Source organism: Sodalis sp. RH20, from assembly GCF_047324205.1.
Lineage (GTDB): Bacteria > Pseudomonadota > Gammaproteobacteria > Enterobacterales > Enterobacteriaceae > Acerihabitans.
In genome coordinates this window covers 285,769-301,076 of the sequence record NZ_CP178733.1, presented here as the reverse complement: position 1 = coordinate 301,076, position 15,308 = coordinate 285,769, and the positions used below count along the sequence as shown (strand labels likewise).

At 60.1% G+C, this 15,308-nt stretch carries 15 protein-coding genes; 3 read left to right on the top strand and 12 right to left on the bottom strand.

The window, feature by feature from the left end; translation table 11 throughout:
* Positions 1 to 68: 68 nt before the first annotated feature.
* Positions 69 to 500: a nucleoside-diphosphate kinase gene (gene ndk, locus ACL2XM_RS01440; RefSeq protein ID WP_331122459.1), complete on the bottom strand. Its 432-nt coding sequence runs from the start codon at positions 498 to 500 to the stop codon at positions 69 to 71.
* 498 nt (positions 501 to 998) lie between these two features.
* On the opposite strand from ndk, the gene sseA reads away from it, so the two are divergent.
* Positions 999 to 1,841, top strand: a complete 843-nt coding sequence (sseA, locus tag ACL2XM_RS01435) for a 3-mercaptopyruvate sulfurtransferase (RefSeq protein WP_413732168.1) — start codon at positions 999 to 1,001, stop codon at positions 1,839 to 1,841.
* A gap of 106 nt (positions 1,842 to 1,947) precedes the next feature.
* On the opposite strand, the gene sseB is transcribed toward sseA, so the two are convergent.
* The 5 genes from sseB to trmJ all read right to left on the bottom strand — a co-directional run bounded on the left by sseB (position 1,948) and on the right by trmJ (position 6,927).
* Complete coding sequence (gene sseB, locus ACL2XM_RS01430) at positions 1,948 to 2,742, bottom strand: enhanced serine sensitivity protein SseB (protein WP_413732166.1); 795 nt, start codon at positions 2,740 to 2,742, stop codon at positions 1,948 to 1,950.
* A gap of 118 nt (positions 2,743 to 2,860) precedes the next feature.
* Positions 2,861 to 4,159: an aminopeptidase PepB gene (gene pepB / locus ACL2XM_RS01425; RefSeq protein ID WP_413732165.1), complete on the bottom strand. Its 1,299-nt coding sequence runs from the start codon at positions 4,157 to 4,159 to the stop codon at positions 2,861 to 2,863.
* Between the two features lie 155 nt (positions 4,160 to 4,314).
* On the bottom strand, positions 4,315 to 5,529 hold the full coding sequence (locus ACL2XM_RS01420; protein ID WP_413732163.1) for an IscS subfamily cysteine desulfurase: 1,215 nt from the start codon (positions 5,527 to 5,529) through the stop codon (positions 4,315 to 4,317).
* Positions 5,530 to 5,580: 51 nt separating this feature from the next.
* On the bottom strand, positions 5,581 to 6,081 hold the full coding sequence (gene iscR / locus ACL2XM_RS01415; RefSeq protein WP_413721180.1) for a Fe-S cluster assembly transcriptional regulator IscR: 501 nt from the start codon (positions 6,079 to 6,081) through the stop codon (positions 5,581 to 5,583).
* A 102-nt stretch (positions 6,082 to 6,183) separates the two neighbouring features.
* Positions 6,184 to 6,927: a tRNA (cytosine(32)/uridine(32)-2'-O)-methyltransferase TrmJ gene (trmJ, locus tag ACL2XM_RS01410; protein ID WP_410013999.1), complete on the bottom strand. Its 744-nt coding sequence runs from the start codon at positions 6,925 to 6,927 to the stop codon at positions 6,184 to 6,186.
* 117 nt (positions 6,928 to 7,044) lie between these two features.
* On the opposite strand from trmJ, the gene suhB reads away from it, so the two are divergent.
* Positions 7,045 to 7,848: an inositol-1-monophosphatase gene (gene suhB / locus ACL2XM_RS01405; protein ID WP_331122451.1), complete on the top strand. Its 804-nt coding sequence runs from the start codon at positions 7,045 to 7,047 to the stop codon at positions 7,846 to 7,848.
* A 12-nt stretch (positions 7,849 to 7,860) separates the two neighbouring features.
* Here the strand turns inward: suhB and ACL2XM_RS01400 are convergent, their stop codons facing one another.
* Positions 7,861 to 8,904, bottom strand: coding sequence for a nickel/cobalt transporter (locus ACL2XM_RS01400; RefSeq protein ID WP_413733173.1), 1,044 nt, complete (start codon positions 8,902 to 8,904; stop codon positions 7,861 to 7,863).
* Positions 8,905 to 8,906: 2 nt separating this feature from the next.
* Entirely contained in the window at positions 8,907 to 9,572 is a 666-nt protein-coding gene (locus ACL2XM_RS01395; protein ID WP_413733171.1) for a DUF1007 family protein, read from the bottom strand.
* A gap of 228 nt (positions 9,573 to 9,800) precedes the next feature.
* Between ACL2XM_RS01395 and csiE the strand changes: the two genes are divergently transcribed.
* On the top strand, positions 9,801 to 11,078 hold the full coding sequence (gene csiE, locus ACL2XM_RS01390; protein WP_410013995.1) for a stationary phase inducible protein CsiE: 1,278 nt from the start codon (positions 9,801 to 9,803) through the stop codon (positions 11,076 to 11,078).
* Between the two features lie 169 nt (positions 11,079 to 11,247).
* On the opposite strand, the gene glyA is transcribed toward csiE, so the two are convergent.
* The 4 genes from glyA to ACL2XM_RS01370 all read right to left on the bottom strand — a co-directional run bounded on the left by glyA (position 11,248) and on the right by ACL2XM_RS01370 (position 15,308).
* Entirely contained in the window at positions 11,248 to 12,501 is a 1,254-nt protein-coding gene (glyA, locus tag ACL2XM_RS01385) for a serine hydroxymethyltransferase (protein WP_410013994.1), read from the bottom strand.
* Positions 12,502 to 12,781: 280 nt separating this feature from the next.
* On the bottom strand, positions 12,782 to 13,120 hold the full coding sequence (gene glnB / locus ACL2XM_RS01380) for a nitrogen regulatory protein P-II (protein WP_331122444.1): 339 nt from the start codon (positions 13,118 to 13,120) through the stop codon (positions 12,782 to 12,784).
* A gap of 65 nt (positions 13,121 to 13,185) precedes the next feature.
* Entirely contained in the window at positions 13,186 to 14,523 is a 1,338-nt protein-coding gene (gene glrR / locus ACL2XM_RS01375; protein ID WP_410013993.1) for a two-component system response regulator GlrR, read from the bottom strand.
* Positions 14,523 to 15,308 carry a two-component system QseEF-associated lipoprotein QseG gene (locus tag ACL2XM_RS01370; RefSeq protein WP_410013992.1) on the bottom strand — a complete coding sequence of 262 codons (786 nt, stop codon included), beginning with the start codon at positions 15,306 to 15,308 and terminating at the stop codon, positions 14,523 to 14,525. Before ACL2XM_RS01370 ends, glrR begins: the two co-directional genes overlap by 1 nt.

The following is a 15,308-nucleotide window of genomic DNA, read 5'->3' as shown; positions in this document are numbered from 1 at the left end:
AGATTTTAGCGCAGAGCCGCGCGGCTTAAAAGCATAAGCCCGGCTTTTTTATCGATAATGCGCGACGCTTAGCGTGTGCGCGGGCAGATTTCGTCATCACTGAAGAAATAAGCAATTTCCCGCGCGGCGGATTCCGCCGAGTCGGAACCATGCACCGCGTTTTCGGTAAAGCTGTCTGCGTAGTCGGCGCGCAGGGTGCCGGCCAGGGCGTTGGCCGGGTTGGTGGCGCCCATGATGTCGCGGTGACGGTGCACGGCGTTTTCACTTTCCAGTACCTGGACCATAACCGGTCCGGAGATCATAAAACCCACCAGTCCATCAAAGAAGGGTTTGCCCTGGTGCTCGGCGTAAAAACCTTCAGCCTGTTCGCGGGTAAGGTGCAACATTTTTGCTGCAACCAGAGTAAAACCGGCGCTTTCATAACGGTTAAAAATCGCGCCAATGGCATTCTTTGCCACCGCATTGGGTTTTAAGATGGATAAAGTACGTTCTATCGACATTATGACCTCTATGTTACACAGCAATGGAAGACCGGGTTAATCAGTTGTTATACCGGCCTGTTTAAGTGGCGCAGATTATAGGGATCGGACAGCCGCTTGCCTACCAGAAATGCAACATTCCATTAAAAAAAATGCAGCTTATTCCCTACTTTTCAAGGGGCTATTCTATTTTCCATAAATAAAAAATAAATTCTAGCGTAATTTTCATCCAACCGGCGAGATTGTCCCGCCGGGACGCCGCCGGGGGCTAAGTGCTTGAGGCCGACGCAATTTATGCGCAGGACGTTAACATTATCATCGGGACGAAAACGCGTCCTATCCGTCATTTTCCGCGTTTAGGCCGTGCAAAGCCGGTTTCGGCGCCGGCATGCGGATAACGGCGGCGGCCAGCGCCGTCTTCCTCTTGTCCGGCGCGGAAAAATCGCTGACAATGCCGGTTATCTTACCGCTGCGCGGCGGGCGCCTCTGCGCCCGCCGGGCCGTTACCGGAGAGCCCGCATGAATTCATCCCTGTTTGTTGCCCCAGACTGGCTGGCCGAGCGCCTGGACGATCCCGAGGTAAGGGTTATCGATGCCCGTATGCTGCCGCCAGGCTACCAGGGGCCGCGCGACCTTTATCAGGAGTATCTCGACGGACATTTGCCGGGGGCGGTTTTTTTTGATGTGGAAGCCCTCTCGGACAACGCCAGCCCCCTGCCCCATATGCTGCCGCGCCCGGAGGATTTTGCCCGCGATATGGCGCAGTTGGGCATCAGCGATGACCAGCACCTGGTGATTTACGACGACGGCTCGCTGTTTTCCGCGCCCAGGGTATGGTGGATGCTGCGTATTGCCGGCGTCGGACAGGTGTCGTTGCTGGCGGGCGGACTGGCGGGGTGGCGGCAGGCCGGCCTGCCGCTGGCGCAGGGTCCGGTGCCCGCGGCGCCGGGCGTCTTTACGGGCCGGTTTGCCGCGGATAAAGTCCGGGATATCGCCCAGATGCGGCGCCTCATCGCCGAACGGTCGGCGCAGATTGTCGATGCCCGCCCCGCCGCCCGCTTCAGCGGACAGGCGCCTGAGCCGCGTCCCGGCCTGCGCATGGGCCATATCCCCGGCAGCGTCAATGTGCCCTGGAGCACGCTGGTGGCGGACGGGCGGTTAAAATCCGATGACGCGCTGCGGGCGCTGTTCGCCGATGCGGGGGTGGATCTGCGCCGGCCGCTGGTGGCCAGCTGCGGGTCCGGTGTTACCGCCGCGGTGGTGGTGCTGGCGCTGACGGCCCTGGGGGTGGAGGATGTGGCGCTGTACGACGGGTCCTGGAGCGAATGGGGCGGTCGGGACGATGTCCCCGTCGCCGGCTGAGTTGGCGTGACGTCCGAAACGGGCATGGCGGGCAGGGAGAATAACGCGTAGCGCGCCGGCAGTGTTTTGCCGTCACAGGCGGCGTCCCCGGCGCGGGGACGCGATGTCAATGTTTGCCGCTGTCGCGCACGGTACGCAGCCAACTGCCCCATTTGCGCTCGTAAAACGGCGTAATATGATGGATAAAGTAGTGGCTGATGCCCGGTTCCTCCTGTCCGACCAGGCAGATATCCACCGGCTCCTCGTCCGGCGCGGTATCGGTGGCAACCCGTCCCACCGCCTGGATGGTCGCTTCCTCATCGCCCTCGCACTCCAGCCCAATCAGCCAGTGCGGCTTCTCCTGCGGGGAGTCCTGCACCTGGACGACAAACGCCCGGCGCACCTGCTTGATATCCGCGAATAGCCGGGTGAGCGAGTCGATCATCTGCGCGGGTTTTTCCGCCGGATCGCTTAGCGTAATACGCATTTCACCCTCCAGGATCTCCCGCTCGGTCAAGGCGTCGCCTTCATTCATCATCAGGGCGGTAATTTCATCCGGCCCGAAGGCTTTGCCGTACGGCAGCTTAGGGTTCAGGAACAGCTCCGCACCGGAGGTCATGGCAAACAGGGTGCGGGCGGGCAGCGCCAGGAACGGCTGGGTCTGGCTCACGGCCTGTTGCAGCGCGTCAAGTGAGGTAAAAAAAGGAATGGCGGTGGTGCCGTCCGGTTTTTCCCAGTGCTGCAAATTGACCGGCTGTTCCCCGTCGTGGCGGGCGGCGCCGGCAATCCAGCCGTCCCCCGCGTCGCCGAGGACATACACCGTGGATTCCAGCAACAGACTGAAAAAGGCCGGACGATGGGCCGGTTCGTTGGCCGCCAGCGCCAGCGCCTGTTCCAGCGCATTATCGAGGGATGCTTTCATGACGTATTTCCTGCAATCACGTCCCGGCCGCCGGCAGGGTCACCGCACGGCGGCCAGGGAAAACCAAGGCGACAGCATAACCGGCCTCAGGGCCGCCGGTGTGCCGCCAAATGCCCTATTATTCCGCCGCCTGGGCCAGCAACAGGTTGGCCAGGGTGCGGACGCCCAGTCCGGTGGCGCCGGCCGACCACTGGTCCACGGCGCTCTTGCGATAGGTCGCGGAACAGTCGATATGCAGCCAGCCCTGACGGTAGTTTTCGACAAAGTGCGACAGGAACGCCGCGGCGGTGCTGGCGCCGGCGCTATGCGCCGCGCCCGCCACGTTGCTCAGGTCGGCGAAATTGGACGGCAGCTGCGCGCGATGGAACTCCGCCAGCGGCAGGCGCCAGAACGGTTCGTTTTCCGCCGCCGCGCTCTCCAGCAACGATTGGGCCAGGACATCGTCGAAGCTGAACAAGGCGTGGAAATCATTGCCCAGCGCGGTCTTGGCGGCGCCGGTCAGCGTGGCGCAGTCGATGATAATGCGCGGTTTTTTCGCCGACGCGTCGATCAGACCGTCCGCCAGCACCAGCCGCCCCTCGGCGTCGGTATTCATCACCTCGACGCTCTTACCGTTACGATAGCGGATGATATCGCCTAACTTGAAGGCGTTGCCGCTGACCATATTATCGGCGCAGCACAGATAAAGACGCACGCGCTGTTTCAGGCCGCGGGCGATGGCCAGCGCCAGCGCGCCGGTCACCGTGGCCGCCCCGCCCATATCGGACTTCATCGAATCCATAAAGCTGCTGCCTTTCAGGCTATAGCCGCCGGTATCGAAGGTAATGCCTTTCCCCACCAGGCAGGCCAGCACCGGCGCGTCGGGATTGCCGCCCGGGTTATAGTCCAGCGACAGCAGCACCGGCTGGCGATCGGAACCGCGGCCGACGGTGTGCAAACCCATATAGTTTTTGTCGCGCAAATCCTCGGCCTTGGTGATCTTATAGCTGATGTCGTCGCAGGCGACGGAGCACATGATATCCACCGCGCGCTGCGCCAGCTGTTCCGGCCCCAGCTCTTCCGCCGGGGTATTAATGGTGTGGCGTACCCAGTCGATGATCTTCAGCCGGTTATCCAGCTCCAGCCTGGCCGCGGCCTCAAGCTCGGGCCAGGATACCTCGCGCTGTCCCTTCGGCCCGCGATAGCCTTGCCAAAAGGACCAGCAGCCCTCGAGGTCCCAGAGTTCGCCGTCGAGGCGCACATGCCGGACGCCCTGCCCGTCGATTTTGCGCGCCGCGCGCTGGATCGCCGCCAGACGGTTTTCGCCCGTCAGGTGGATGGTCATGCCGCGATCGTTCACGCTCAGCAGCGCTTTTTCGCCCCAGCGGGCGTCGGCGGGGGTGGTTGCCAGCATCACCGGCATCGCTTCGGTTGTCATAACCAGGCTCCTAGAGTTTTTATGTTTAATCCCATGCCGTGCGTATCCCGCGCGGTGACGGTTAATCGTGATTTGACAGGATATTACCTGAAAGGGCGGACGTTATCACCGGCCAGGATGACCAGCCGGGATGACAAGGAGATGACAGGAGCCGCTTAGCGGCGGACCCAGTCGGCGCCGCTGCGCTGCGCGCCCTGTTTGTACATGCCCCACAGCGGCGAAAGCTCACGCAGGCGGCCGATGGCCTGATGCACCACCTGGATGGCGTAGTCGATCTCTTCCGCAGTGGTATAACGCCCGAGCGAAAAACGAATGGAGCTGTGGGCCAGCTCGTCTTCCACGCCCAGGGCGCGCAGCACGTAGGACGGCTCCAGGCTGGCGGACGTGCAGGCGGACCCGGACGACACCGCCAGATCCTTTAACGCCATGATAAGCGATTCGCCATCCACGTAGTTAAAACCGACGTTAAGAATATTTGGCGCGCCCTGCGCCAGGTCGCCATTGAGATAGATTTCCTCGATATCCTTCAGCCCCTGCCACAAGCGGTCGCGCAGAGCCCGCAGGCGAGGCGTTTCGGTAGCCATTTCTTCTTTGGCGATGCGGTAGGCCTCGCCCATGCCGACAATCTGGTGCACCGGCAACGTGCCGGAACGCATGCCGCGCTCATGGCCGCCGCCATGCATCTGGGCGTCAATGCGTACCCGCGGCTTACGGCAAACATACAGCGCGCCGATGCCTTTCGGCCCATAAATTTTATGGCCGGAAAAAGACATCAGATCAACGTGCAGTTGGCTGAGATCGATAGGCAGCTTGCCGACGCTCTGGGTGGCGTCCACATGCAGCAGTATGCCGCGGCTGCGGCACAGCTCGCCGAGCGCGGCGATATCCTGTATCACGCCGATTTCGTTGTTGACGTGCATGATGGACACCAGGATGGTGTCGGCGCGCATGGCGTCCTGCACCTGTTGCAGCAGAATAATACCGTTGCGCTGCGGCGCCAGGTAAGTGACCTCGAAACCCTCGCGCTCAAGCTCGGCGCAGGTATCAAGCACGGCTTTGTGTTCGGTTTGACTGGTGATGATATGGCGGCCTTTCCCTTGGTGAAAGGTGGCCGCGCCTTTGATCGCCAGGTTATCGGATTCTGTCGCGCCGGAGGTAAACACGATTTCGCGCGGGTCGGCGCCCACCAGCTCGGCTATCTGGTTGCGCGCAATGTCCACCGCTTCTTCGGCCTGCCAGCCAAAACGGTGCGAGCGGGAAGCGGGATTGCCGAAAGTACCGTCCATGGTGAGATACTGCATCATTTTTTCAGCCACACGCGGATCGGCTGGCGTGGTGGCGGAATAATCCAGGTAGATCGGTAGTTTCATTGCTCATATGCCCCTGAAACACTGCGTATATCGCAGCCGTCGTATTTCTGCTTATGCGCGCAGATTAACGTTAATGGTTTCCTGTATACGTCCGTTGGCGGTAGCGGTGCGGCGGATATCGTTGTTTTGCCGATCGGCCACGTCCAGGACTTCTTCGTTATTGACCAGTTCGGCCAGAGAGATATTATTGAGGAAATCACTGATGCGCACGCTGAGATCGCGCCACAGGGTGTGGGTCAGGCAGCGTTCGCCGTTTTGGCAGGCTTCTTTTCCCTGGCAACGGGTGGCGTCGACGGATTCATCGACCGCGGTGATAATGGCGCCGACGGCAATCTGATCCGCCGCCTTGCCCAACAGATAACCGCCGCCCGGTCCGCGCACGCTGGCCACCAGGTCATGCTTGCGCAAGCGGGAAAACAGCTGTTCGAGATAAGAGAGGGAAATGCCCTGGCGTTCGGAAATTTCAGCAAGGGGAACTGGCCCCTCGTTGGAATGCAGCGCAACGTCGAGCATGGCGGTAACCGCATAACGGCCTTTGGATGTCAGTCTCATAATGGTGGTCCCGGTGGGTGAAATATCGTAAAAGTCTGCCATTCCTGACTAATTTAGTCAACTATTTAACCAACCGTTTTACTCAAGTATTCCCGTCCGATATCACAGTGTCCCGTCATGAGACCTATGCTGTTGCTCGATGGAGGTCAGGATGCCGCGCAGTATATGCAGCTCCTGGCTTTCCGGCCGGGCGCGGGCAAACAGGCGGCGCAGCTTGTTCATCACCTGCCCCGGATGCGCCTTGCGGATAAAACCGGTCTGGTCCAGCACCTGCTCCAGATGCTGGTAAAACCGTTCCAGCTCATCCACCAGCGGGTAAGGCGACGGTTCGTGGTTTTCCGGCACGCCGGCCTGCTGGCGCTCGAGAAAGGCAATGCGCACCTCATAGGCCAGGATCTGCACCGCCATCGCCAGGTTTAAGGAACTGTACTCCGGATTGGCCGGGATCTGCACATGAAAATGGCATTTTTGCAATTCGTCGTTGGTCAGGCCGACGCGTTCGCGGCCAAACAGCAGCGCCACGGGCGCATGTTCGCCTTCCTGCACGCATTTCACGCCGCATTCGCGCGGCTCCAGCATCGGCCAGGGCAAGGTGCGCGAGCGGGCGCTGGTGCCGACTACCAGGCTGCAGCCGGCCAGGGCCTCGTCCAGGGTATCGACGAGGGTGGCGTTGCCGATGATGTCGCTGGCGCCGGCCGACAGGGCAATGGCCTGCGAATCGGGTTTCGTCAGCGGATTGACCAGGTACAGGTTGCTTAATCCCATGGTTTTCATGGCCCGGGCGGCGGAACCGATATTGCCGGTGTGGGAAGTTTCAACCAGGACGACGCGGATATTGTGCAGCATAGACTTTCAAGGCAAAGGAATTATGGTCAATAGTTTATCACAGCCGTAGGCATATTGCTGGCGCTCTGCTATAATCTGCGCCGTTTTAGTTCTTTAACATCTTAGTGGACGATATCCATGCATCCGATGCTCAACATCGCCATTCGCGCTGCGCGAAAGGCGGGTAATTTAATTGCCAAACATTATGAAACCCCCGATGCCGTCGAAGCCAGCCAGAAAGGCGATAATGACTTCGTGACCAACGTCGATCGCGAGGCGGAACGTTTAATCATCGAAGTTATCCGCAAATCTTATCCCCAGCACACCATCATCAGTGAAGAATGCGGCGAACTGGCAGGCGAAGACCCCGATGTACAATGGATTATCGACCCACTGGATGGCACCACCAATTTTATCAAGCACCTCCCGCATTTCGCCGTGTCCATCGCCGTGCGCATTAAAGGCCGCACCGAAGTGGCCGTGGTCTACGATCCCATGCGCAATGAACTGTTCACCTCCACCCGCGGCCAGGGCACCCAGCTGAACGGCTATCGCCTGCGCGGCAGCACCTCCCGCGATTTGGAAGGGGCGATCATCGCCACCGGTTTCCCATTTAAGCTAAAACAGCACTCCGCCACCTATATGAACCTTGTCGGCAAGCTGTTCAAGCAATGCGCCGATTTCCGTCGCAGCGGTTCCGCCGCGCTGGATCTGGCCTATGTGGCGGCCGGCCGGGTAGACGGTTTTTTTGAAATTGGCCTGAAACCCTGGGACTACGCCGGCGGCGAGCTGCTGGTGCGTGAAGCCGGCGGCCTGGTCACCGATTTTGTCGGCGGCCATAACCATCTGGTCTCCGGTAACCTGGTGGCGGGCAACCCGCGCGTGGTCAAGGCCATGCTGGGCGCGATGCGCGAAGAACTGAGCGACGCGTTAAGGCGTTAAGCGCCATCAGCTTCACTGGCTGAAAGGCCGGATGCCGATCGTTGGCGCATAGTGCGCGCCGGCGAAGAGCACCGCGCCGGCAACGATCAGCGCCATGCCGCCGGCGAGGGATAATGCCGCCCAGGCGGCAGCGCGCGCAGCGCCGCCTGCGTGCCTGCGAGTCAGGTGTTCGGCATAACGGCGCCCGAAAAATACCAGCAGCGATACCAGCAACAGCGTCAGCGACGTCCCCGCCGCCATCACCAGCGCCGACAGCACACCCCACAGATAAACCCCCAGCACCTTGGCAAACAGCAGCACCATTACCGCCCCGGAACAGGGACGCACGCCCATGGCCAGCACCACCGCCAGCCGGGTACGCCAGCCCTCCGCAGAGACCAGCTCCTCATCGCCGGGCAGATGGCGGTGGCAGCAGCCGCCATGATGGTGATGATCGCCCGGCCCGCCGCCCCCGGAGGGCAAATAAGTCAGCCGGGGATAACACGCCAGCGGCAGGGCCCGCCCGCGGGTAGCGTAGCGCCGGCTCAGCGTCCGCCATAGCCGCAGGGCCGCCCGGCGGCACAGCAGTACGCCCGCCAGGATCATCAGCAGATAACCGGCCCGCTCCAGCCACGCTTCGCTCAGATGCAGAATCCCGGAAGAGAGCCGCAGCGCCACCAGCACCAGCGTCACCAGCGCAATCGCCATGGCGCCCTGCAGCAGCGAGGCCGCAAGCGTCATCGTCAGGCTGAGTTTTAAGCGCGCGGGATGGGTGGAAAGATACGTGGTGATAACCACCTTGCCATGTCCCGGGCCGACCGCGTGCAGTATGCCGTAGGTTAGGCTGAACAGCAGCAGGGCGCCGCCGTATCGCCCGGGATCACGCTGCACCTGCTGCATCAGCTGGGCCAGCTGCTGATGCAACTGACGCTGCCACTCTATGCTTTGCGTCATGATGTTGGCCCAGTGCAACGATATCCAGCCCAGCGCGCCCAGCAACGCCAGCAAAAACAACCAGAACGGCCACAGGCTGAACCAGGGATTGGCCGCGGGCCCCGGCGCTTGGCCGGTTCGCATCCTTAATGACATTGCAGCGTCACCCGCTGGGCAAACTGTTTGCCCAGCGCCATATCGACGTCCGGCGCCGCCGCTTTATCCAGCGACAGCGCATAGCGCTGCAGCGCCGCGTTGGGGGCGGGGGTCATCAGGTCGATGGCGCACCGCGCGGCCAAGTCCGGCGGCAGGCTGACGGCCTGTTTATCCGCATAGGTCATATCGACAAAATAGGTAGGATCAAAGGTGGAAAACACGATGGGCGCCCCTTTCAGCTCCGGCGGATGCGCCAGCGGCAGCACAAATACCAGCCGCGCCTTGAGTCCATTGCGCTCCAGATGATATTCCGTGGGCAGGTTTTCAAATTTCACCGCCTTGCCGTCCCGGTACACTTCCGTGAAATAGTGCTGGCCCAGCACATTGGCCATAATCTGCGCCGCCAGCTTTTTCCAGATCACCGAGTCCGGTTTGGCGTCGCCGGCGTCATAAAATACATCGGCTGAGGTGATCTCATCCATGGTCCAGGTCATCTTCAGCCCGGTAAGCCGCTCGTCTTGCGCCAGGATGTCTGTTTTCATATCGATAAAACTATGTGGATGAGCATATACCGGCCGGCAAAAACCACCGGCGACGGCCAGAAACAATCCGAGGGGCAACCGCCGGCATGGCGTATTACTCCTGTCTTTACCCATGTTGCCACATAACATTTTGCCGTCCTGTTATTCCCCGGGAAGATGCTAGCGGAAATCCGGAACGCGCCGCAAGACATTTTCGGTCAACTTTGCATAACCGGCGAAACGATTAGGAAGGCTAAAGTGTGACCGGGCTTAAAGCCCGCAAACAAAATAGGCTGTAATCTCACTTAGGGAAATTGTTTCGCTATTATTAGCTGTATTCCTTAACGTAAGGGCATCACATCTATGAGCCTGAACACCCCAGAGGTGCCAGCGCTTTCAGGTCCACAACGCCGTAGCCATTTGCTTTTGATGCTTTTTGCGCCCGTGCCGTCATTGTCATTGGCCGCCCTGGCCCGTTATAACGGCGAGGATTTGCCCACGACACGGCGCGATCTGGCTCATATAGAGAGCGAGATCCGACGCATATACCATCTTCAGCTGATTGCGCATCATGACGGCAGCTACCGGATCGAAGGCACAATCCTAAACCAGCGCCTATGCCTGATAGAAGGCATGCGCCGGGCCTTACGCCTGTGCGCGGACAAAGTAACCCGCTATTTCCTGCCGTTGCAGGAACAGCTCTGGTCCCAGGCTCCCGCCGCTTTTCAGGCAAGCGCGCTACAAATAGACGAACTGGTTGAGCGGTTCACGGTGCTTATCGATCGCCCCGCCGCCCCGTATGACCGGGCTTTTCTCGCGATTTATCTGCGCTATATCCTTTGTCAGTGCCCGTTGGCCGATCATCCTGAATTCAACCAGCATCAGCAGCAGTGGCTGCGGCAAAAAGCCGAGTATGCCGCCGTGACGGACATGTTCCGCCATTGGCCGGTCCCTCCCGCCGAACTATTGTGCCTGACGCTCCTGTCGCGGATGCTGAAAACCCCGCACCGCGCCCGTTCGCCTTCCGGCGAGGACCGGCAGTTACTGCACGAGGTGGAGGAACTGGTCAAACGCTTCGAGCAACTGGCCGGCATGAGTTTCAATGAGCCGGAAATGCTGGCCGGCCAGCTGTTTTCACATCTCAGCGCGGCCCTGGAACGCTGTCATTTTCACGTGGGCATCGACAACAGCCTGCAAATGGAGGTGGAGGAGAAATACCCGCGGCTGCTGCGCACCGCCAAGACGGCGGTTATGCCGTTTGAGGCCGCCTATCGCATTCGTTTTTCACGCGAAGAGATGGGATTGATTGCGGTCATTTTTGGCGCCTGGCTGATGCAGGACAATGATTTGCAGGAAAAACAGGTGGTGATCCTGACCAAAAGCGGCGGCGAGCAGGAGAAGTTGCTGGAGCTGCAGATTCGCGAGTTAACCCTGCTGCCCCTGAATATTAAATTCCAGGCGCTGGCGGAATTCCAGGCGCAAGGCGCGCCGAAAAACACCGTTCTGGTGGTGACCTCGTTCGCCATGCCGCTGCCGCTGTTTTCCCCGCCGTTGATGCTGGTGCGCCTGCCGCTGGCGCAAAGCCAGCAAGAGCGCATCCGCCAGCTTTTGGAAACCCCGGGCACGGCCGGCAACTGCTGAGACAGATTCACACCGAACGCAAAGCAGACGCGTTAAAGGGAATGCGTGCCGATGGGGGGCCGAATCGGGCGTGGTTTTCACGCCCGCCCGGGCGCCCCATGGCACGATAGGCCCGCCAACACGATATTCAAACCAGACGTATCAACGTGAGCGCGGGCCTGGGGGGCTATCAGGCATAAACCGGATAGCGCGCGCAGATATCCAGCACTTTCTTTTTAGTGCGCTCGATAACCGCTTCGTCATGGATGCTGTCCAGAATATCGCAAATCCAGCCGGCCAGCTCGCGCACCTCCTGCTCGCCGAAACCGCGCCGGGTGACCGCCGGCGTGCCGATACGGATACCGGAGGTGACAAACGGACTTTTAGGATCGTTTGGCACGGCGTTCTTGTTCACGGTGATATTCGCCCTTCCGAGCGCGGCATCGGCTTCTTTACCGGTCAGGTTTTTGTCCACCAGGTCCAGCAGGAACAGATGGTTATCGGTACCGCCGGAAACAATGTTGTAGCCGCGTTCCAGGAACACCGCCACCATGGCCTTGGCGTTCCTGGCCACCTGCTGCTGGTAAATACGGAACGCCGGCTCCATCGCTTCTTTCAGCGCCACCGCCTTGCCGGCGATCACATGCATCAACGGCCCGCCCTGCCCGCCCGGGAAAACGGCGGAATTGAGCTTCTTATACAGTTCTTCGCTGCCGCCCTTGGCCAGGATCAGGCCGCCGCGTGGACCGGCCAGGGTTTTATGGGTCGTGGTGGTCACCACATGCGCGTGAGGCACCGGGTTCGGATAGACATCGGCGGCGACCAGGCCGGCCACATGGGCCATGTCGACAAACAGGTAAGCGCCCACTTTATCGGCGATTTCACGCATCTTAGCCCAATCGACAATACCGGAATAGGCGGAAAAACCGCCGATAATCATCTTCGGCTTATGCGTTTCGGCCAATTGCGCCAGCTCCGCGTAATCGATATGGCCGCTCTCATCAATGCCGTAAGGAATGATGTTATACAGTTTGCCGGAAAAGTTAACCGGCGAACCATGGGTCAGGTGACCGCCGTGGGCCAGGTTCATGCCCAGCACCGTATCGCCGGGCTGCAACAGCGCGGTATAGACGGCAAAGTTGGCCTGCGACCCGGAATGCGGCTGCACGTTGGCATAATCGGCGCCGAACAGCTCCTTGGCGCGATCGATGGCCAGCTGCTCGACGATATCGACAAATTCGCAGCCGCCGTAATAACGCTTGCCCGGATAACCTTCGGCATATTTATTGGTCAACTGGGAGCCTTGAGCCTGCATGACGCGCGGACTGGTGTAGTTTTCCGAGGCAATCAGTTCAATGTGCTCTTCCTGGCGCACCACTTCCTGCTCCATTGCCTGCCATAATTCGGCATCATAATCTGCAATGTTCATATCACGCTTTAACATCCGCTTCTCCTGGCTCAGCTGGCATCGCTGTGGGGTGAAAAAAAAGATTGTAAGAATCCGTTGACGCTATGGCGATAGTGTAAACTTTTTTGCCCCTGCTCCGATAGGGCCCGCGCCGGTTTTTAAGCAAACGATTCCGTCGCCGCGCGCCCATAAGGGCGGGCACGCGCGGGTCGCAAGGGGATTGGGATTTTTTTTCATGCCGGCGGGGAATTTTTTCATGACCACGGGACTCCCCGCCCAGCGGTATATGCCGCGGGCGCGGGAATAACGGCGGGCGTCAGATCGCTTCTTCGTCCTGCTCGCCGGTGCGGATACGCACAACGCGCGCAACGTCGAAAACAAAGATTTTACCGTCGCCGATTTTACCGGTCTGGGCGGTATGCATGATGGTATCGACGCAGCTGTCGACGATATCATCGGCCACCACCAGCTCGATTTTTACCTTGGGCAAAAAATCCACCATATATTCCGCGCCGCGATAAAGCTCGGTATGGCCTTTCTGGCGCCCGAAGCCTTTCACCTCGGTGACGGTCATGCCGGTGATGCCGACTTCCGCCAACGCCTCGCGCACATCGTCCAGTTTGAACGGTTTGATAATTGCATCGATTTTTTTCATCGTAAAACCTTTTTCAGGCAGCCCGGCGACGCCGGCCGCGCAGCATGGGTAAAAAGAGAGCCAACTTAGGCTTTAAAGTCGTTAGCGTCCAGCTCGTGACGAGACAAAAGCTTATAAAATTCAGTGCGGTTACGTCCGGCCATACGCGCCGCCTGGGTAACGTTACCTTTGGTGATCTGCAATAATTTACGCAGATAATGTAATTCAAATTGCAATCTGGCCTCAACAAACGTCGGCAAGACGGTATTTTCCCCCTCCAGCGCCTGCTCCACCAGCGCTTCGCTGATGACCGGGGCCGACGTCAGGGCCACACACTGTTCTATCACGTTAACCAGCTGACGTACATTGCCAGGCCAACTGGCCGCCATCAGACGTTTCATGGCATCGGTGGAAAAGCTGCGTACAAACGGCTTATGGCGCAGCGCCGCCGCCCGCAGCAAATGATTGGCCAGCACCGGGATATCCTCGGCACGCTCATGCAGCGCCGGCAATTTCAGGCTGACCACATTCAGGCGGTAATACAAATCTTCGCGAAACCCGCCTGCGGCCATCACCTTGGGCAGATCGCGGTGGGTGGCGGAAATGATCCTGACGTCGATATCCACATCCCAATTGCTGCCCAGCGGGCGCACTTTGCGCTCCTGCAGGACGCGCAACAGCTTGACCTGCAAGGATAGCGGCATATCGCCAATCTCGTCCAGGAACAGCGTCCCGCCCGCGGCCGCCTGGAACAAACCCTCCCGGCTGCTCACCGCGCCGGTAAACGCCCCTTTGGCATGCCCGAACAGCTCCGACTCCAGCAACTGCTCCGGCAACGCGCCGCAGTTAATGGCGATAAAAGGATGTTTGGCGCGGGGGCTGGCGGCATGGATCGCCTGCGCCAGGATCTCCTTGCCGGTGCCGCTCTGGCCGTTAATCAGCACGCTGACATCCGACTGCGCCACCATTTTAGCCTGCTCCAGCAGCCGCAGCATGAGGGGGCTGCGGGTGACGATTGACTCGCGCCAGCTGTCGTCGCCCGCCGGCATCGACAGTTGCAGGGCATGATCGATAGCCTGGTATAAGGCATCCCTGTCGACGGGTTTGGTCAGGAAACTGAACACGCCTTTTTGCGTGGCGGCTACCGCATCGGGTATGGAACCATGGGCGGTCAGGATGATCACCGGCATGCCGGGCTGATGGCGCTGGATCTCGCCGAACAGCGCCAGCCCGTCCATTTCGTCCATGCGCAGATCGCTTATCACCAGATCGATTTTTTCCCGCGCCAGCACGCGCAGGGCGTCCTGGCCGCTTTCGGCGGTGGTGACGGTAAATCCTTCGCTGGTCAGGCGCATGCCCAGCAGTTTCAGCAGGCTGGTATCATCGTCGACCAATAATAAATGGGCGGTTTGATGTTGGCTCATTATTTACCGGTTCCCTGTTGTGGTCCGGCGGCGCCACGGCCCGCGGCGGCGTCCGGCGCGTCGTTATCGTCGTTGTCGGGCATATCCGGCGACAGCTGCTTGCGGGAGGATAACCGCTGCTCGATTTCCGTCAGGTTCTGCAGTTTGCGGGTGGTCACGTCCAGCTTACGCTGCAGCTCCATCTGCTGGATGCGCAGCATGTCTATCTGGCTGGCGCTGGTTTCCTGCTGCCGCTGGCTGCGGCTGCGCTCCTCCGCCAGCATCAGGCGCAGCGCCTGTTGTTGGCGCCACATTTTAAACAGCGGATAGATCGTCGCGGGAAATTGGGAACGGAATTCCAACAGGTGCTGATAAGACTCGCGCCGTTCAATCACGCTGATGCCGGCTGAATTGAGCAAAATACTCTGCCTGAAGGCGTCATGCCAGGTCTCGCCCGACTGATGCCCGGCTTCGGCGCGCGCCTGGGTGGGCGTTATGCGTTCGGCGCACTGCATGGCGCGCAGCCAGTAGCCGGGGTCGGCCAGGGTGGATTCTGCGTCGGTTTGCCAGAGTTCGTTGCATTCGGCGGCGAAACGGTTCGGCGGCGAGACCTGCTGCACCTGGGCCGTGGAAGAGCCGGCCACATCGCGGTGAGCGGGATAACCATGGCATCCCGCCAGCAGCACGGGCAGCAGGCATACCGGCCTGAACAGCCCGCGTATTGATGCCGGCGGCAAGGAAAAGCGAATCAGGCGATTAAAGCTTAGCGTCAATCTGCCCATCGCCGGTGCGGTACGTAACATCAT